General features: G+C 42.5%; 21 protein-coding genes. 2 read left to right on the top strand and 19 right to left on the bottom strand.

Annotated features, from left to right (window positions below):
- Nucleotides 1–10: 10 nt before the first annotated feature.
- The 14 genes from rpsJ to K1X66_06630 form a co-directional block, all read right to left on the bottom strand.
- The gene (rpsJ, locus tag K1X66_06695; GenBank protein MBX7158056.1) at nt 11–319 is read right to left on the bottom strand and encodes a 30S ribosomal protein S10; all 309 of its coding nucleotides are present in this window, start codon (nt 317–319) and stop codon (nt 11–13) included.
- 4 nt (nt 320–323) lie between these two features.
- On the bottom strand, nt 324–2,498 hold the full coding sequence (gene fusA / locus K1X66_06690) for an elongation factor G (GenBank protein ID MBX7158055.1): 2,175 nt from the start codon (nt 2,496–2,498) through the stop codon (nt 324–326).
- A 5-nt stretch (nt 2,499–2,503) separates the two neighbouring features.
- Nucleotides 2,504–2,980, bottom strand: a complete 477-nt coding sequence (gene rpsG, locus K1X66_06685; GenBank protein MBX7158054.1) for a 30S ribosomal protein S7 — start codon at nt 2,978–2,980, stop codon at nt 2,504–2,506.
- An 11-nt stretch (nt 2,981–2,991) separates the two neighbouring features.
- Nucleotides 2,992–3,420, bottom strand: coding sequence for a 30S ribosomal protein S12 (gene rpsL, locus K1X66_06680; GenBank protein ID MBX7158053.1), 429 nt, complete (start codon nt 3,418–3,420; stop codon nt 2,992–2,994).
- Nucleotides 3,421–3,584: 164 nt separating this feature from the next.
- The gene (locus K1X66_06675) at nt 3,585–5,648 is read right to left on the bottom strand and encodes a S8 family serine peptidase (protein MBX7158052.1); all 2,064 of its coding nucleotides are present in this window, start codon (nt 5,646–5,648) and stop codon (nt 3,585–3,587) included.
- 28 nt (nt 5,649–5,676) lie between these two features.
- Complete coding sequence (gene panC / locus K1X66_06670; protein MBX7158051.1) at nt 5,677–6,453, bottom strand: pantoate--beta-alanine ligase; 777 nt, start codon at nt 6,451–6,453, stop codon at nt 5,677–5,679.
- Between the two features lie 64 nt (nt 6,454–6,517).
- On the bottom strand, nt 6,518–6,973 hold the full coding sequence (locus K1X66_06665) for a hypothetical protein (protein ID MBX7158050.1): 456 nt from the start codon (nt 6,971–6,973) through the stop codon (nt 6,518–6,520).
- Nucleotides 6,974–6,979: 6 nt separating this feature from the next.
- The gene (locus K1X66_06660) at nt 6,980–7,546 is read right to left on the bottom strand and encodes a hypothetical protein (GenBank protein MBX7158049.1); all 567 of its coding nucleotides are present in this window, start codon (nt 7,544–7,546) and stop codon (nt 6,980–6,982) included.
- On the bottom strand, nt 7,543–8,160 hold the full coding sequence (locus tag K1X66_06655) for a hypothetical protein (protein ID MBX7158048.1): 618 nt from the start codon (nt 8,158–8,160) through the stop codon (nt 7,543–7,545). The genes K1X66_06660 and K1X66_06655 overlap by 4 nt, the downstream gene beginning before the upstream one ends.
- 18 nt (nt 8,161–8,178) lie before the next feature.
- Nucleotides 8,179–8,673 (bottom strand): DUF3592 domain-containing protein, encoded by a 495-nt coding sequence (locus K1X66_06650; protein MBX7158047.1) that lies wholly within the window; start codon nt 8,671–8,673, stop codon nt 8,179–8,181.
- 3 nt (nt 8,674–8,676) lie between these two features.
- Nucleotides 8,677–9,162, bottom strand: coding sequence for a hypothetical protein (locus K1X66_06645; GenBank protein ID MBX7158046.1), 486 nt, complete (start codon nt 9,160–9,162; stop codon nt 8,677–8,679).
- Nucleotides 9,163–9,306: 144 nt separating this feature from the next.
- Entirely contained in the window at nt 9,307–10,338 is a 1,032-nt protein-coding gene (locus K1X66_06640; protein ID MBX7158045.1) for a hypothetical protein, read from the bottom strand.
- Nucleotides 10,335–12,536 (bottom strand): tetratricopeptide repeat protein, encoded by a 2,202-nt coding sequence (locus tag K1X66_06635; protein MBX7158044.1) that lies wholly within the window; start codon nt 12,534–12,536, stop codon nt 10,335–10,337. The genes K1X66_06640 and K1X66_06635 overlap by 4 nt, the downstream gene beginning before the upstream one ends.
- 107 nt (nt 12,537–12,643) lie before the next feature.
- Nucleotides 12,644–12,922: a hypothetical protein gene (locus K1X66_06630; protein MBX7158043.1), complete on the bottom strand. Its 279-nt coding sequence runs from the start codon at nt 12,920–12,922 to the stop codon at nt 12,644–12,646.
- A gap of 82 nt (nt 12,923–13,004) precedes the next feature.
- Here K1X66_06630 and K1X66_06625 point away from each other — a divergent pair, with 82 nt between their 5' ends.
- On the top strand, nt 13,005–14,246 hold the full coding sequence (locus K1X66_06625; GenBank protein MBX7158042.1) for an LL-diaminopimelate aminotransferase: 1,242 nt from the start codon (nt 13,005–13,007) through the stop codon (nt 14,244–14,246).
- Nucleotides 14,247–14,384: 138 nt separating this feature from the next.
- Here the strand turns inward: K1X66_06625 and K1X66_06620 are convergent, their stop codons facing one another.
- A complete protein-coding gene (locus K1X66_06620; protein MBX7158041.1) occupies nt 14,385–14,831 on the bottom strand; it encodes a GNAT family N-acetyltransferase in 447 nt (148 codons plus the stop codon).
- A gap of 127 nt (nt 14,832–14,958) precedes the next feature.
- Nucleotides 14,959–15,576 carry a DUF1579 domain-containing protein gene (locus tag K1X66_06615; protein ID MBX7158040.1) on the bottom strand — a complete coding sequence of 206 codons (618 nt, stop codon included), beginning with the start codon at nt 15,574–15,576 and terminating at the stop codon, nt 14,959–14,961.
- Between the two features lie 162 nt (nt 15,577–15,738).
- Between K1X66_06615 and K1X66_06610 the strand changes: the two genes are divergently transcribed.
- On the top strand, nt 15,739–16,605 hold the full coding sequence (locus K1X66_06610) for a pirin family protein (GenBank protein MBX7158039.1): 867 nt from the start codon (nt 15,739–15,741) through the stop codon (nt 16,603–16,605).
- 11 nt (nt 16,606–16,616) lie between these two features.
- Here K1X66_06610 and modB read toward each other — a convergent pair whose 3' ends face one another.
- Genes modB through K1X66_06595 form a run of 3 tightly spaced genes read right to left on the bottom strand, consistent with a single transcriptional unit; the run spans nt 16,617 to nt 19,092 of the window.
- Nucleotides 16,617–17,291, bottom strand: a complete 675-nt coding sequence (gene modB, locus K1X66_06605) for a molybdate ABC transporter permease subunit (GenBank protein ID MBX7158038.1) — start codon at nt 17,289–17,291, stop codon at nt 16,617–16,619.
- Nucleotides 17,292–17,293: 2 nt separating this feature from the next.
- Nucleotides 17,294–18,055 (bottom strand): molybdate ABC transporter substrate-binding protein, encoded by a 762-nt coding sequence (modA, locus tag K1X66_06600; GenBank protein MBX7158037.1) that lies wholly within the window; start codon nt 18,053–18,055, stop codon nt 17,294–17,296.
- 5 nt (nt 18,056–18,060) lie between these two features.
- On the bottom strand, nt 18,061–19,092 hold the full coding sequence (locus K1X66_06595) for a helix-turn-helix domain-containing protein (GenBank protein ID MBX7158036.1): 1,032 nt from the start codon (nt 19,090–19,092) through the stop codon (nt 18,061–18,063).
- Nucleotides 19,093–19,193 lie beyond the last annotated feature (101 nt).

The following is a 19,193-nucleotide window of genomic DNA, read 5'->3' as shown; positions in this document are numbered from 1 at the left end:
ATCTTCCGTGCTAAATCTTAATGGTAATATCAACGCCCGCAGGCAAATTTAATTTTTTTAATTCATCAATGGTTTTTGATGTAGGATCCACAATATCTAAAACGCGTTTGTGCGTGCGAATTTCAAATTGATCCATGCTCTTTTTATCTACGTGCGGAGAACGGTTAACTGTGAAGCGCTCAGTTTTGGTAGGAAGCGGGATCGGCCCTGAAACTTTAGCACCGGTGCGTTTAGCAGTTTCAACAATTTCGCGAGTCGAATTATCGACGATGCGATGGTCAAATCCTTTTAATCGAATACGAATACGTTGGCCGTTCATAAAATTACTGTTTTTTCTGGTCTAAAATAGCGGTTACAATTTGGGCGGGAACCTGTTCAAAGTGTGAAGGTTCCATGGAATAAGAAGCTCTTCCTTTCGACATGGAGCGAATGGCTGTGGAATAGCCAAACATTTCTGATAAGGGCACCTCAGCGTGCACTAAAGAAGCATTTTGTTTGCTTTCAATATTCATGATTTTACCACGACGACGATTCAGATCGCCCATGATATCGCCCTGAAACTCGTCTGGCGTTACAACTTCCACTTTCATGATAGGCTCCAGCATGATAGGTTTTGCTTTTTTCATGGCATCTTTCAAAGCAAAGATCGCTGCCATTTTAAAAGCGAGTTCATTGGAATCGACTTCGTGATAAGTTCCATCCAAAATTTGAACTTTAATATCAATCACGCGATAGCCACCTAAAACTCCGTTTAACGTGGCTTCTTCCACACCTTTCTTACAAGCAGGAATATATTCTTTGGGAATGTTACCACCGACCACTTTGTTTTCGATGACCAACCCTTTACCGCGCTCCAAGGGTTCAACATCCAAAATCACGTGACCATATTGACCACGACCACCGGATTGTTTGATGAGTTTACCCTCACCATCCGCGTGTTGAAGAATAGTTTCGCGATAAGCAATCTGCGGTGCACCCGCATTGGTTTCCACATTGAATTCGCGTTTCAAACGATCACGAATAATGTCCAAATGCAACTCACCCATCCCTGCGATAATGGTCTGTCCTGTTTCTTCGTTCGTATTAACAACAAAAGTCGGATCTTCAGCCGCTAGACGTCCTAGCGCTTCACCCATACGCTCACGATCCCCTTTTGTTTTAGGCTCAACAGCCATGCTAATAACCGGTTCAGGAAATGAAGGCGGTTCCAATAGGATCGGATGATCTTCATCACAAAGCGTGTCGCCGGTCATGATATCTTTAATGCCAACTGTCGCAGCAATATCGCCCGCAAACACCTCTTCAATATCCTCACGTTTATCAGCCTGAATCTGAATAATACGACTAATCCGCTCACGTTTATTGGTGCGAGGATTATAAATCGAATCTCCTTTTTTAATCGACCCGCTATAAACCCGGAAGAAAATTAATTTCCCAACAAATGGATCGGTCCAAAGTTTAAAAGCTAGAGAACAAAAATTACCGCTATCATCCGTGGGCGCATCGATGGGCGATTCATCATCGGGATCTTGCCCTTTCGCCGCAGGAATATCCAAAGGACCAGGAAGATATTCGATTACGGAATCAATCAAAAGCTGAACTCCTTTATTTTTAAAAGCACTACCCCCAACCACGGGAACAAGTTTATTTGCAATAGTTGCGCGTCTTAAAGCGGCTTTGATTTGCTGAATAGTAGGTGTTTTTTCTTCCAAGAAAAGTTCTGCAATTTCATCGTCTACATCAGCCAAGGCACTAATCAGATCCTGGCGAGCTTTATCTGCTAGCTGCTTTTGCTCTGCGCTCAATTCTTGAACTTCGTAAGTGGATCCAACTTTATCACTATCATTATAAATAATGGCTTTACCATTGATTACGTCAATCTGACCTTTGAGCTGATCTTCTGCTCCCAGCGGAATTAAAATCGGCCAAGCATTGGCACCTAATTTAGTGCGCATGTCGTTGATCGCATTATCGAAATTCGCGCCCACACGATCCATTTTGTTAACAAAAGCAATGCGCGGCACATTATATTTAGTAGCCTGACGCCAAACCGTTTCCGATTGTGGCTGCACACCGGCAACTCCACAAAAAACCGCAACGGCACCATCCAAAACGCGCAGAGAACGCTCTACTTCAGCAGTAAAATCGACGTGACCCGGAGTATCGATAATGTTGATACGATGCTTGACTCCCTCAAACGCTTTAAACATGTCCGCTTCTTTTTTAGGCGCCCAAAAACAGGTGGTCGCCGCAGAAGTAATGGTAATGCCACGCTCGCGCTCTTGCTCCATCCAATCGGTTACGGTCGTGCCTTCATGCACTTCACCAATCTTGTGAATGGAACCGGTATAAAATAAAACACGTTCTGTTGTGGTTGTTTTACCCGCATCAATGTGCGCACAAATACCGATATTGCGAGTGCGCTCCAAGGTATAAGGACGCTTGGGCGAATTCGGGTTTTTACCAGCAGCAGGAGTTGGGGCAGCAGTCGCACTCATAATGATTACCATCTAAAATGAGCAAAAGCTTTATTAGCTTGTGCCATTTTGTGAACATCTTCTTTCTTTTTAACTGCAGCGCCTTGACCAGAAGCCGCTTCTTTAATTTCTTGCGCTAAAGCTTTTTTCATGGGTGAACCCTTGCGTTTTTCAGCAAACGTTACAATCCATCGTGTAGCGAGGGAAACCGCACGATCATAAGGAACTTCAGTAGGCACTTGATAAGTAGCGCCACCTACGCGTCTTGCTTTCACTTCTACACGAGGACGAACATTTTCAATCGCTTTATTAAAAACTTCTAAAGGATCACCGCTGTTTTGCGAATTCTCATTGGTAGAATCAATCGCTGAGTAAACTATTTTTTCAGCCAGCGATTTCTTTCCGCGCGACATCACGGTATTAATCAAACGCGAAACCAGGACATTTCCGTAACGAGCGTCCGGTGTCATTTCTCTTTTAGTTGCTGCACGTCTACGAGCCATAATTTTTAAAACTATTTCTTCGCGGGAGCAGCTCCAGCGGCTCCTGCTTTAGGTTTTTTCACTCCATACTTACTTCGGGAAACCATACGATTTAACTTATTCGTATTGCTAGGCCCCACAGCGCCTAAAGAATCCAAAGTCCCACGCACGATATGGTAACGCACACCTGGTAAATCTTTCACACGACCACCACGCACAAGAACAATGGAGTGTTCTTGCAAGTTATGTCCTTCACCAGGAATGTAAGCAATCACCTCTTGGCCATTAGTCAAACGAACTTTTGCAACCTTACGCAAAGCCGAATTAGGTTTTTTGGGTGTGCGAGTCATCACTTGCACACAAACCCCACGTCGCTGCGGCGCGCCTTTAAGCGCAGGCGATTTACTTTTCACCGTCAATTTCTCACGGCCTTTTCGCACTAACTGATTAATCGTAGGCACAATCTTTTTCTCATTTAAATTTTTACCCTTTGCGTTGACAACACCGATCCCTTAATCGGTTTAATAAGCACTACCACTTGAGATGGGTTTGCCCCGTTCGAAAACGAAAGGATGGGCGAATATAATGAAACGCTGGCTTATGGCAACTATTTTTTTATAAAAAATTATTTTTTCGTGCCAAAGAGCTGTAGCGAAACAGAATGAACGATAGCCGTCTCAGTTTCATTCGGCGATAATGTCACAATATTCGGACCTAAATTCCTCGCCCGCAACTGCCAGGTACCTTGACTCGACTCCCCCCAATGCCTTACCGAAGAAAATGTCCAATTAGTAAGACCTATATTCTGATCTTGATAACGATAAGGCACAACTGATTTCATACCAGAAGGCGCAGTCAGCTCCAAAACTAAATTACTCCTGATCACTCCACTGGCATCAATCGAGAACAGCACCGTCTCCACACGCATGTTTTCATTAGAACTGACCTCAAAAGGGGCCACCACATTATTAGTTTGAGAAAAAGGGATATCTAAATTAGAAAAAGTTAAAAGCTGACTTGTTTCCGTTGCCAAATTCGTCCACATCGCAGCCAGAGCCACCGCTTGCCCCGCATCCACTCGGCCGGCCCCATAAGAATGACTGAATATAAAACCGGCTGCATTTGTTGCAAATTTTTCGTTGCCCGCTGTGGCATCAAAAGAAATTTCATTGGTTGCGATAAGTCCATCACGATTTGCTGTGCGAATCAAAATTTCCTTCACATCGCGCCATCCTAAATTGGGATTTTTTTGCAACATCAACGCAATGACCCCAGCCACTTGAGGCGCCGAGGCCGAAGTGCCAGTGAAAAGCGTATAGGCACGATGTTTTCCCCTTTTTTTAGCCAAAGTCGTATAGACACCTTGAGTATTAAAATCATCACCACTAGAAGGCGCTACCACCACAAGGTTAGCACCCGATTCACTGTAATAGGACTGCTCCCCCTTTTTATCATAAGCTCCTACAGCAATCACATAACGCGAATTTGCATAACCATCATAATTCGCATTATCTCCCACATCTCTTCCATTTCCTCCAGCCCAAATATAAATACTGCCTCGTCCAACGCGACCCGATTGCACACCATTTTTAAGCGCTTCTTGCAACAATGGACCTGGAGCGGCCTCTAATAAATCCTGTCCACTATCAAAAGGCCCCCAACTACTAGAATAAATAAAAATCCGATCAGAACGCCATGTCATCGCCATAGCAGCTTGTTCATCGGTAAAAGGTTTCGCAATCAAACGAATGCCAACTAAAGTCGCATCATAAGCGACCCCCGCGACCCCTTTGGCGTTATTTCCAACCGCTGCTGCTAAGCCAGCACATGCTGTGCCATGAATATCACGACGTTTGGGTTTAGGATTAAAAGAAATCTTCCTACGATTAAAATTTACATTTAACTTTTCCCTGCGTGCCGGAATATTTGCCTTCAAATCAGGATGTTTGATATCCAATCCATCGTCCACAATAGCAATTCCCACACCCACTCCCGACACACTATCCCAAGCTGGTTCCACATTCATATCCATCGGAATAGTTGCCAAAGGAATTTGATCTTTCAATTGCCAAAGATCATCATAAAAAACATCGTTGAGTATCAATCGCTTCGACACCATGTGCGCCATCATCACTTGCGCTTTCACATCTTTTTTCTGCATGATCTCAACCTGTTTAAGAGCCTCCCAAACCGTTTGATATTTCAAAATCCACTCATTTCCCTGAGCGTTAGAGGATAATAAAGAAGCCTTACCAAAACGCCTTGCTAATCGTTTGGCCTTTTTTCGAGAGCGAAGGCTCACTACCACTTTGGCACTAGCAAAAAATCGTGTCTTTTCATTTCGAACCACCCCTTTCTTATCTTGAGCATAAAGCACAGGAAAAAATTCAATTCCAGTCGATTTGTGAACCGTTTGCCAATCCATCATACCTTTAGCATTTTGATACGAAGGTAATCGTATTAACGCCGCCTCATCATATTCCTCAAGCACCGTAGCCTGAGGCCAATATTCCGCTAAACGCCTCAATAAAAGACGCGAACTTTTAAAGCTTGCAGCCTCTGCATAAACTTCATCTTCAGCTAAAAGATAATGATGGGTTTGACCATTTTGATTGAGCGAATAAATTTCCCCGAACCCGTAACACCATCCGAAAAATACAAAGACCCAAAAAAATACAATTAATTTCATGCCCAAAAAATTCGCTTCCTATAATCTATCACGTAACGGAAACATTATCAATCAATCGTGTTTTGCCCAGCCAAACTGCCGCACACAATCTTTGATTGACTTCCTCAACATAATCCACTCGGAGCCCCGCCTTTCGTAGAGCTTCATACGCAAAAACCTCTCTTCGCCCTCTTTTCAACTTCGCTGCTTGCTTTAAAATCTGAAACAATTGCGGTGCGATTCTCCTTTCTTTAACTGATAAATAACGATTACGAGAACTCATCGCCAAACCGTCTTTTTCCCGAAACGTAGACGCCATCACAATTTTTATTGGAAAATTCAAATCTCGCACCATTTGCGCCACCACCTCACCCTGTTGCGCATCCTTTTGACCAAAAACTGCTACATCCGGTTGAACTAAATGAAATAATTTTGACACCACCGTCGTCACTCCACGAAACAAATTCGGCCGACTTCGTCCACACCGATCTTGAGAAATTACTTTCTCTTCCACCCAAGTCGAATGATCCTTCTCATACAAATTTTTTGGAGCAAACACAAAATCTACCTTTTCCTCGCGACACAACTCCAAATCCCTTGCCAAAGTCCGAGGATACTTCGAAAAATCTTCGCGCCGTCCAAACTGCGTGGCATTCACATAAATACTCACCACCACCCAATCCCCCAGCTTTCTCGCGCGCCGAATCAAACTCACATGCCCCTTATGCAACGCCCCCATCGTCGGCACCAGCACGATTCGCTTACCATCGCGCTTGCCACGAGCGGCCAGTTGTTGCATCTTTTTTGCGCTTCGAATTAATTTCACCCGGATAAAGAACTACGAAAGCCACTAATAGGCAAGCCTCGATTTACCCATCAAAGAAATGCATTCACGCCATGAGTTGAATACCGGCCTTTTCCTTAAACTCATCACTTAACTTAATCGGCAACTCCAACTCCAACTTTTTATCCGCATAACACACCGTCGCCTGAAGATTAAAGCCCACTTCACCCACGCGATTTTCTTTGTAACCCGTCATCTCAGACCACTTCATAAAAAGCGGCGGATGAGTCCAAGCATAAGGAAAGCCTGTGGTTAAATAAATTCCTTCTTCGGAGATTAAGGCCAACAATCCTTTAGGATAAAGTTTCCGACCATTCATCACACCCGTAATTTGCGTAATTTTTGCTCCATCCGGTTTCATCCCCGCCCTAAATTTTTCTGCTAAGACATTCCAACCTCGTTTCGGTGTGTTGATCGCACTCAAGATGACAAGTCCAACAACAATTAGAAAAATAATAATCCACGAAATTGGATTTTCGAGTAAACCAATTGGCAGGTTCATAGCAAGTTAAGATAATTTTTGTAAATAGGGTTTTAAACGATAACTTTTTCGCCACATTTCATAAATACGATAGATGGCTTCTTTTTCTTTACGAGTCCAATGCTTCGTTTTTTCCTCCAAAGTTAGCCATTCTCCAAAGTCTGAATCTTTCTTAGCGGTTTCATCATAAAATTTCATAGCTTCCAAGTCATCGCCATTTGCCCAATGCCCAATAGCCAAAGCATAATAATCATATAAATTTTGAAAGTCGGATAACTCTGCGGCTTTTTCCCAAGTTTTAAGAGCAAGTTTAAAAGCGCCAGCATTAAAGAGTGCCCAACCCATTTGACTATGGAGAGGTGCATTTTCTGGCGCTAACTTTAACGCGATATTAACATCCTTAATAGCCTGTTGCTTCAAACCTAAAATGGCATAACAATATGCTCGTTCTTTGTAGTGCCATGCTTCATTGGGATGATGCTTAATCAATTCGGTTAACTTATCAATTTTAGGTGTGCTGATAGTCTGGAAAGGCCCCTTTGAGCATCCTGAAAACAATAAACTAAGAATTAAAATTATGAAAAATTTGTTCATAAGCTATCCACTGCCTGGAATTTTCCATCAAAAGCAACCTTCGCTTTTCCAGTTTTAATTATTTTTTTCAATCGTTCTAAATCGGATATAGGAAATTTCCAAAAATCATGTTTAAGCGGCACAAAGTGAGCTAACCATTGGCCATTTCTTTTTACATAAATGGAATAATTCAACTGAATAGAATTCGTGGGCATCTGCTCTACCAGTTTTTCGTCAAGCGAGGCTACAAAGCTGGTGATATCATTTTTTTCTCGAAATCTCACCTCATAAAAAATACTTTGATTTTCCGTAAAACGAGATTTTTTTTCCAAGGCATATTTTTTACCTTTTTCATATTTTTCCTTGGTAATCTTTAAAAAATTGATTCTCTCTTGAGACAATGAAGATAAATAATCTTTATACGATGCTGATCGTCGAATGTCAGTTTTTAAAAAAGTCCCATACCATTCTGGTGTTTGCCCTTTAATCTCCCCTTTTTCGGTAAGAAGCGGTGGAGAATAAGTAATGAGTTGAACTTCAAATTTTTTTGAAGGTGTTTCAATAGTGTAAAACTCATTAGTTGCTGACACACACAAATAATGGAAAAGAAAAAATAACCAAAATATTAATTTCATGAGATGCAATTTGATAAATCAAAGGCTAATTTGAAAGCTAGCATTTTTCAGGGAAGCAGTTTGCATTAATAAAAATATACCCAACGCAACACAAATAAAAGACGAAATAAAATAAACAAACCATTGCCAATCCAATCCTGGTTTTAAAACCGCTTTTTGAGGATAACTTGGGTGGTAAAAAACTTGGACCAAAGCATTAACAGGGTTCGCATCAACCAATTTTTGATAGAAATTAATAGAAGAAATAACATTTGGATTTTGACGATAATTTTTAGCAAAATAAGTTTTACCACTCACTTCATAAGAATACTCTAAATCCCATCGGTAACTTGGCGCTTTTCGAGCGCTAGGCTGTTCAATGATAATTTTGGATCGAGTTATTCTCCCTTGAATTTGATTCCAATGAAAACTCGCTAGCCCACGAAAAAAATAAATCAATGATTGAATAACCATTGAAATGCCTACTAATAAAAAAATGAGGCCTATTAAAAGAAGCGGCCAATTTATTTTCATAAATTAATTAGGCTCAAAATATCCTTTGGGGCCCACACGGCCTGAGCCCGCCTTTAATAAAGATTGCATCTTTTCTAGTGATGTAATGGGAAAAAGCTTAAACCATTCTTCACCTGGAACATCATAAAGATGCAGCAACCACTTGCCTTCGTGATAGCGAAAAAATGTAAAAGAACTAACTGGTGTTGAAGGCATTTCTTTATACGCACCGTAGGCCTCCCTGACAGCCAAAAGCTTCTCGCGTTGGTAGGAAATTTGAATCGCATAAAAATAACTTTTTCGCGAAAATTCATCAGTTCTTTTTTTAAATGGCAGTTTTTTTTGTTGCTTATAGTCTTCTTCACTTAGCTGAGCTGAATTGAAATATTCTGCTGTTACTAAATTGCTCCATTCTTTAAAAGTGATATTAGTGGGAGCCAAAAAAAATTGAACTGTTTTTAACCAATCAGGAATTTTTACATGATTCTGGATTTCTGTATTTTCTATCACAATAGGCGGCTTATAAACATTGATTGTAATCTTAAACTTTTTGTTATCAGCGACAAAATTGCAAGGTTTATACAAACTTCTTATTAAGAAGCTTGCTATCACAATGATAGCTACAACAAAAATAGTTGCTTGTCGGTTCACAATTTAATTAAACGAATACACAATCATTTTACCGCTATCCCAATGAGGATAGAAATCATCAATACAATCATTCCAAAAAGTGAACTTTATCTCTTTAGTCTCTAAAATTTTCAGCTTTGCAAAAACTTCGCCACAAAGATTTTGCATAGAGGCTTTTGTTTGTCCCCAAATTATTTTTGAAGAAGGCTCACTCCAATAATTACCTGTTGCCTCCATAGAGGCTGAGCCTTTTACTCCGGCATCTAATTGAACTATTTTTAAGGGATCAAATTGAAATTCAACCGCTAATGAAATGGAGGTGTTTGCTTGCAATGATGCGTTAACCGGATGAAGCCATGGATTCATTTTTGACTCATCGTATTCTCCATTCAGGCAAATGACGCTGTTCAAGCCACCAAACTCAGCTTCAATCACAAAATAAACCGTCGGAATTGGAGTAGGCCATTTAAGTAATTCACCTGTTTTTTGTCCTATAATATGAAAAGTAATACATCCTTCTAGTTTAACAAAGTCACCAATTTTTTCCCCATTATCATAGTAATCAACTTTTTTACGACTTATTTCTATATCTCCACTTAATTCCACAATTTTTTTCTTATAGCGCTCTATACTATATAAATTCATTTGATCCATAATGTCTTTTACTGATTTGATTTCTGCCCCTAATGACAGCTTCTTTTCCCCTTCCGGCACCAGTTCAATATTAACCTCGCCATCGCGTGGGGGGTCGTCGCTATGGATCATAGCGGTTGTGCTACTGCTGCCTTCGAAGGTGGCAATTAAAGATCCAGGCGAGCCATCAACGCCATCTCCATACCAGTGAGGCTCATTTTCTTCGTAACCGCTATCTGCAATTTCGAGCTTAGCCGTTCGAGATTCTCCTTTATAAACCATTTTCAAAGTTTTAGTGCTTTCTCGCGTGCCAGCATCGCTACTGGTGTCGGTGGCTGTGATTGGGACATCGCCCTTTTCCGCAAGAAGAAAGAAAGGGAGTAAAAAACTTATTAGCAAAAAGAATAAGAGACGAAATTTCATAAGCGTTCTAAATCGGAAGTCACCCGATGCCATTGAGCGCGAATATATTTTTCTTGATCCGGAGCGGCCAAAATAGCTGCTTCACGATTGAGTTGTTTTTGGATTAAAAGCGCGCAGGCGCCTAGGGCTTTTTCTTTGAGTTGGCCAAAACGCGGCGGCAAAATCGCAAGCAATCGCTGACTTTGCCGATTGGCTTCAGCCAAATTGTTTTGTTTGAACGCTCGCAAAGCCAGCCAGTAGTGGGCATAGGCGGCCCGACCTGCACTAAAACCCGAAACGGCCACTTTTTCAAACCATAGAAAAGCTTCTTGCTGGTTACCTTGATTGAGTTGATAAAGACCATAAGAAACTCCTAAAGATCCGATGCCATTAACAGGTGTGGAGGGATTTTCGAGATAGTTCTGAGCTAAAGCCTTTCCAAGTTTGGCTTGTTTGGTTACAACATAAGCCGAAAAAACGTAAGAGAGATAATCCCAATATTCGATTTTATCGCTCCAAAGCCATTGTTTCTTTTCTGGTGTTAAGGAATGCCAAAGTGCAAGGGTTTGGTCAAAATGATTAAAATCCACTTGCCGACGTGTGAGATGATTCAAAATTTTCACGGCATAGTTTGGCGAAGAACTTTTCTGAAACGTTTCTCTAGCCATCGTCTCCCCTTTCAGGAAAAGTGGTTTGGCCAAATTTTGCAGTGGACCTCGCACAAAACGAAGTTTTCTCGCAAAATCCATGAGCAAGCTAAAGTCTTGGGTTTGCGCCAGTAAATTTTCAATTTCGGGTTGAGCTGCTTGCAACGCCACAGAATCGCCCGTTTCAATCAAACACTCGCACCAACTTAAACGCGCCATGAGACGAAAGCGAAGTGCTTGGGAAGATTGTTGAGCCAGTTTGAAATAATAATAAGCCGCTAACGAATAATCTTCTGCCGCTTCCGATAATTGAGCCAATGACCAAACGGTCTTGCCCCAGAGCGAATGTTGCGATGAAACAGTAGCTAAATTTTGTTCCAATAAAGGCCTTGCTAAATCCGCCCGATCTCCCAAAAAACAGGAGCGCGCGATGCTGTGTCGAATGATAGACATTTTTTCCGGATCAAATAAATTTGTGGCTTGCCCCATTAAACCTTCCAGATCAAATGCCAAATTCAAGCGACAAGAAGTTTCGACAATCGTTTTCGCGGCTGTGATCCATTCGCGTGGACAAAGATTTGGCGTTTGCAACAATGCTTTGGCTTTTTCAACCCGTTGCGCGGTCACATCCACGGCTTGTTTTTCTGTGGACAAAATCATTTCTTGCATCTCCGCCGCCACACTAGAATCTTGCGCCCCATCTTCTTGCAACCAACGATCAGCCAAAACCTGCCATTCTCGTCGCTGAAAACGGCGCAACTCTCGCACAATCATCAGCATCGCGCGTGATCGCAACGTGGGCGTGGCTTGCGCTAAAATATTAAGATAAGAATCAGTAAAGGGCTGATTTAATTTGACCAAGGCACGAATCAAAATGGGCCATGCAGCGATCGTTTTGGCTTTGCCTTGACCTGATTTAATAGCAACCAGAGCCAAATCCAAAGCCGATTGAGGATGATTTCTCAACTCAATTTCAGCTAATTGAATTTGAGATGGAATGGCCTGGTTAGGATTAATTTCCACTGCTCTTGTGAAAAATTCCTTTGCTTTTTCATTTTCCCCTTTCTCACGAAAACAACAGCCAATCCGATAAGCAACACTGGCTGGATTAACTGGGCGAAGCGGAACAGTAATAGTTTGGGAAGTCAACGTAAGTTGACTGACATAAGCCTGAAATGCCTCGCTTTTCTCTTGAGCTAAAGAAAGTGTTTTTTGAGAATAATCATAAGCTTCTTGGACTTGATAATTCGCTAAAAAAGCTCTGATCTTTCCTAAAGCCGGTCGCAACCATTCATAATAAGTTCCAGAAACCAATTGAAATGCTGACTCATAAACCTTTTGAGCCGCTTCATATTTGCTACGCTTAAATTCACAATCGCCTACCAAAGCCAAAATTTGTGATCGAACTTCAGGAGTTGCGCTTTGTTGAGCTAAGGAATCAAGTTCTGCCAACGCCTCCGCTATTTCATTACTTTTAATCAAAGCAGTAATGGCTTGCCAGGTTACGCTAATTTCATTTTTAGGATAAGAAAGCTTTCCTCGACGTTTTCGGAAGGAAGGATGCGTTTTCATTTTTTTTAAAAATCCCCCGGGTTTTTATTCCCGGGGGCACCCTCTCGCCCATTTCAAGACTAATAAAGCTTCAGTGAAATGGTTTGGAGAGGTTAAAAGTCGTTTACTTATGTTTCATGACTAATTTCAAAAGGAATTTTATCATTTTTAACAGCGGTAATGGCTTGTTTAACCGAAGAAAATTTAGCTCTCTTACAAAAAGCCAGAAAAGAAGGTTTATAATGAACGCCCGAAATCGGTTTAATTGAAAAATGTTGTTTTGCTTTCAAACGCGACGACTGTTTCAAAAAAGCAGGAAGACAGGTAAAAAGAAATCCACTAAGAGAATAAAAGATAAAATCTTTTCTTGTAATTAGACCACCAAGTTTGTTTGCTTGATTCGTCATGAATTGAATATTTTCTAGATCACCATTTAATTTACGTCAATTTTTATTTTAAATTTTCTCTATTTTCTCTAGAGCCTGTTAAATGGAAGACAGTTATATTCAAGACTTATTTGCAGAACGCATTGGCGGAAAAAATTACGGCAAAAGCACCGCTATTTATAAATTTGAAAAAATCAAACGCGCAAAAGCATCGGCGCGCGCGAAACATCCTGAAGTGGAACTTCTCGATCTCGGGGTTGGCGAACCGGATGAAATGGCTTTTTCCGAAGTGATAAAAACCCTGCATGGCGAAGCGCTAAAACCCGAAAATCGTGGCTATGCCGATAATGGCGATGCAGTACTGAAACAGGCCGCGGCGAGCTATCTTAAAAATGTTTGTGGCGCTACGATCGATCCTGAAAAAGAAGTCATTCACTCCATCGGTAGCAAAGCTGCGCTTTCTATTTTACCAGCCTGCTTTATTAACCCCGGCGATGTTGCGCTCATGACAACGCCAGGTTATCCCATCTTTGGCACCCATGCTAAATATTACGGCGGCGAAGTTTACAATTTAAAACTTACGGAAGAAAATCATTTCCTACCCAACCTTGATTCCATTCCTGTTGATATTTTGAAGCGAGCAAAAACTCTGGTCATCAACTATCCCAATAATCCGACCGGCGCAAGCGCGACTCCTGAATTTTTCAAAAAGGTTATCGAATTTGCTCAAGAAAATAAAATTATCGTCATTCACGATTTTGCATACGCTGCTTTAGTTTTTGAAGGAACACCGTTGAGCTTTTTATCCATGCCCGGTGCAAAAGAAGTGGGCATTGAACTGCATTCCGCTAGCAAAAACTTTAACATGACCGGTTGGCGGTGCGGTTTCGTAGCCGGTAACGAAAAACTTGTTCGCGCCTACGGGGATGTAAAAGACAACACTGATTCCGGTCAATTTTTAGCCGTTCAACACGCCACCGCTTACGCTTTTGATCATCCGGAAATTACTCAAGAAATTGCTAAAAAATATTCCCGAAGAATGGACTTGCTCGTTGCTACCTTACAAAAACTCGGCTTTCAAGCGCGTAAACCCAAAGGCTCTTTCTTTCTTTATGTGAAAGCACCCAAAGCAGCAACTTCAGCGCAAGGAAAAATCACTTTTGCAACAGCTGAAGATTTCTCACAATGGCTCATCACTGAAAAATGCATCTCTACGGTGCCCTGGGATGATGCCGGCGCTTACGTGCGATGGAGTGTTACCTTTCAAGCTCCAACTGAAAACGATGAAAAACGCGTCACACAGGAAATTTTGAATCGCTTAGGAAATGTAACCTTGGAGTGGTAATTTTAGTGACCCTCGCCAGCAGCGCTTTGCGCAGCAATGCGGGCTGGGGTGACTAGCAACTCGTAACTGGTTAAACGTCTCATTTAATAAGCCCTTTCTTTATTCGCGTCTTTTCGCGTGATTCGCGGGCAAAAAAATTTATTCCAATAACCGCGTCATCAAATAATAATCTCGGTCTTGAAAATCTAATTTACGATAAACTTCCTGCGCATTTTTATTGTTGCGATTCACTTCCAAATGAATGGCTTTAACCCCTAATTTTTTTGCGGTTTCCTCGACAAACTCAATCGCTTTTCTACCCAATCCCTTACTGCGATAAGCCTCCCGAATATAAAACTCATCCACATACGCATCTCTTCCACCAAACTCAACACTAAATCCAAATGTCAAAATCAAATAGCCCACCATTTCCTCGTTCCAGGCAATCATCCACACTTTACCCAATGTGCTATTGTTAAAAATCTCTTTTAATGCCCCTTGCACCTTGCTTTCAGAAAATTCGTGTCCGTCATGAAGATAGTACTCACGCGTTAAAATCAAAAGCGTTCCTAAATGAGAATGATTGGCTAATTTAAAACTAAGCATGATTTCTTATATCACTTAAAGTAATGATTTAAAAAATCAATCGTTGGCTATCATTTTTAAAAAGAAAAAAATAAAAAAAAACGCGAATGCTATCAAGCATTCGCGCATTGGCTAAATTTTAGAACCTTTATTGTTTGCGAGTATAAGTTAACTCCATCGTCTTATTGTTATCAGTCTTACGAAGATCATACATTTCAAAAGTATGTTTATCGTTGCTAATAATGCGAATGACTTGTTTTACGGGTAGATCTTTTTCTCCTGTCATGGGACAATCCATCGTACTGGTAAATGTGAGCACTTTACCCTCTTCTCCCGCAGTTCCTTCACTGGTAAAAATCGCCGTGCTCATATCATCAATCCACACACTTTGATATTTTTGATTCATGTTATCATAACCCGCTAGACTCATGCCATGAAACGGTTTTCCCATCATTTCTCCATCAAAATCTTCTTGCACAAAACGACCACCCATAATCCACATCGCTTTTGCACTGCCCTTTGAAATTTGGGGAGCCTCTCCAGGGTTCATCCAACATTTCGCCTCCACTTCCCAATCGCCAATTAAAGGTTCCAAAACTTGATGTCCTTCACCTGGCTTGCCCATCTCCTCAGCCTTTTTCATCATCTCTTCCATTTTCGAATCCATCTTGGCCGCATTCGTTTCACTTTCGCCTTGGACCAAAGGTGCTAAAGATAAAGTCGCCGCAATTAAAGTAGAACAAACATAGAACTTAGTATTTTTCATAGTTTTCCTTTGTTTTTCTGGGTTGATAATAGAATTATTTGAACAATAAGTAAAAGTTTAGCCAACAAACATTAACTCGCAAGATTTTTTACCCTTTATCAAAACAAAAGTTGTCATCACAAACCTTCACAACTTCAGGAAAAATGGGTAAACTACTTTATCATGAAAAAATTGCGACGCATTCATCACAGCTCCGACATACATTGGGTCGGCAACGGATTCCCCGTTCGATCCGTGTTCACTTACAACGATCTTGGTCAAGAACTTAGTCCCTTTTTACTTCTTGATTACGCTGCTCCTTACCAATTCTCACCAAGCCACGAACGTCGTGGCGTGGGTGCTCATCCGCATAAAGGATTTGAGACAGTCACCATTACTTATCAAGGCGAACTCGAACATCGCGATTCGAGTGGTGGCGGTGGGAAAATCGGTCCGGGCGACGTGCAATGGATGACCGCAGGTCGTGGCATCATCCACGAAGAGTTTCATTCTCCAGCATTCACAGAAAGTGGCGGCCTTTTTCAAGTGATCCAACTCTGGGTCAACTTACGAGCAAAAGACAAAAACACCAAACCCGGCTATCAAACTTTATTGAAAGATCAAATCCCCACAGTTTCTCTTCCCAACCAAGCTGGAACAGTTCGCATCATTGCCGGAGAATTTTCTGAAAAAAAAGGGCCTGCTAAAACTTTTTCTCCGATCAATCTATGGGATATCATCCTTCGCGGCGATCACTCTGCAGAATTTCCTATTTCTAACGATCATACCACAGCCTTCTTCGTATTAAATGGCCAAGTCGAAATCAATAACGAAAAAACCATCGCACAAGAAGGCGATTTAGCGATCTTCGAATCGCAAGGAACCGGCATTTTTCTAAAAGCCAGTGCCAATGCTCATCTCCTGATCATGAGTGGCGAACCATTCCACGAACCCATCGTAGGTCACGGCCCTTTTGTCATGAATAGCCGCGCCGAAATACAACAAGCTTTTGAAGATTTTCAATTCGGACGCATGGGCAAAATGGATTAGTCTTCTCCCAATCAACCTGCAGGCCAAATGTGAATCGTCCGGCGCTGCAACGCATAAACCATCACCAGAACAACAAAAGAAAAAATCAGTAAAAGTAATGACGTCTGATTCGCTGCTGCGTAATTCAGCGATTGCACCTCATCATAAATCGAAATCGACACCGTGCGTGTCACTCCAGGAATATTACCACCGATCATTAACACCACACCAAACTCACCCATCGTATGCGCAAAACTCAACACCATACCCGCTAAAACTCCGGGCCACGCCAAAGGCAACGCCACTCGAAAAAAAGCATGAAACGGCCCCGCGCCCAAACACCATGCCGACTCCAAAACCCGCCGATTCACCCCTGCAAAGCCACTCGCAAAAGGTTGCACCGCAAACGGCAAACTGTAAAAAACCGATGCCACCAACAACCCTTGAAAAGTAAAAGGCAATCGATTACCAAAAACCCCTTCATACCATCGACCCAGCGGACTCATCGGCCCAATCGCCATCAACACATAAAATCCCAAAACCGTAGGCGGCAACACAATCGGCAAAGCCACCATTGCTTCAATAAAAAATTTCCCGCGCCACCGCGTATTGACTAACCAGTAAGCCAAAGGCAAACCTAATAGCATCAAAATAAAAGTGCTACATGCAGAAAGTCGCACACTTAAACCAATTGCTGCCCAATCCATATCTATTTTTTCGACAAGAAAAATCCGTAGCGCTTCAAAACTTCGCGCCCATGATCACCCAACACAAAATCGCGAAAAGTCCGGCTAGCATTCACATCCGTGGTCCAATTTAAAATTATCCCCCCTTGTTCCATTTTGGGATAAGCTTCCAGTGGCACCTCCCAATAACGACCTTTATCACTCATTTGTGGAACAATCGCCAAAGATAAAGCAATGACTCCAATATCAGCCGCGCCACTCTGAATAAATTGCGCCGTCTGCGCAATATTTTCACCATAAACCAATTTCATCTTCACCGCATCGTAAACCTTTAACGATTGCATCGCCGCCCTAGCCGCCACCCCATAAGGAGCATGTTTCGGATTGGCAATCGCCACCTTTTTCACAGCCGGTTCAAGTAATGACTTCATGCCCATTTTTTTCACCTCAATCGAAGATTGATTGGGCACCCACACAACCAATCGACCCACCGCGTAAGAAAAAACATGATTCTCCAAAGCTAAACCGGCCGCAACAAGTTTTTTGGGATATGCTATGTCAGCCGAAAAATAAAGATCAAACGGCGCTTGATTTTGTAACTGCGCAAAAAAATTACCAGACGACCCATATGTCACACTCACTTTAATCTCGGAATGTTTGGCTTGAAACTCGGCCACCAATTCATCCAAAGCAAATTTTAGATCCGAAGCAGCCGCAACTTTTATCTCTGCTGCCGGCAAATTCGTCACAGTCAAACACAACAAAAAGAAAACCAGTTTTTTCATATATTTCAATTGATAAACTCCCCCGTCAACCGCGCATCGTAACCGGGTAATTCACTGATCAAGCCTCGATAATCGCGACTTCTCAAAAGACGAATTAACGCCAAAACGCGCGCATCACGCGCTAACGAATTCTCAAAACAAAAATCCAAAAACTCCATGCGAACCGGTAAAAAATTAAGCCCCGCCTCCTCAGCTCCTAACTGCACACACACGCCCGCATCTGCCCAACCTCCTCGCACAGCTTCCACCACAGCAGAATGACTGCGCACCGTTCGCCCCGAAACAGATTTGCCGTCAAACAATTCATCTAAACACTCCCGCGCAGCCGATCCCTTCTCTCGCAACGCCCAACGTCGCGCTTGCTTCACTGCAGAGCGCGCCGAACGCACATGATTTTCGGCCCCCAAAACCAATCCCTCTTGCCACTGCACCGCGCGCACTAATTGAAAATTATCACCAAGTCTATCACGAACCGTCTCCTCATTTCGATCCGGCTGCTCCTGAGTCGAACGATGCAACCCCGCCACATGCACCAAACCACGCTTCAACAAATCCAACGCCTCACTCCCCCCACGCGAAAAAATAATCAAACGAAACCCACTGACTCGCGCATACTCTGAAGCCAACAAACCCGCCGCAGGGTCGCAACAAGCCATGACCAACGTATTCTCCGCCAAAACATTTTTCGTCCCTCGCTCCACCCCACTTTGCCAAACCCCGTCATGTGAAATCGCATTCAAAAAAAGCCCTTCCACTGGATAAAGCAAACGGCGCCCACTTACCTCCGCCTCCCAATAACGAGACGACTCGCCCCGTGGCATCCAAGCCCAATGCGATAAAGAACTGCTCGTCTCCCGATCAACCCCTCCAAATAGCTCTTCCACAGAACATTCCAATGCTCGCGCCAAAGCCAAGGCCGTAGCAACCGATGGCGCCAGCTTATCCCCTTCAATCGCGCTAATCGTTGTTCGCGGCACGCCAGATCGATTCGACAACATCATTTGCGACCACCCCTTCACCGCACGCCGCAACGCCACAAAAGATTGAGGAGAAAAAGATCGCGAGGAAAATCTGGAAGAAGATGTGGAGGCAAATCCCGAGGAATATCTCGAGGAATATTCGGAGGAAGATCTAGAAG

Source organism: Verrucomicrobiia bacterium (genome assembly GCA_019694135.1).
Taxonomy (GTDB): domain Bacteria; phylum Verrucomicrobiota; class Verrucomicrobiia; order JADLBR01; family JAIBCM01; genus JAIBCM01.
The sequence above is the reverse complement of the archived record's forward strand: the minus strand, read 5'-3'. Positions and strand labels throughout refer to the sequence as shown.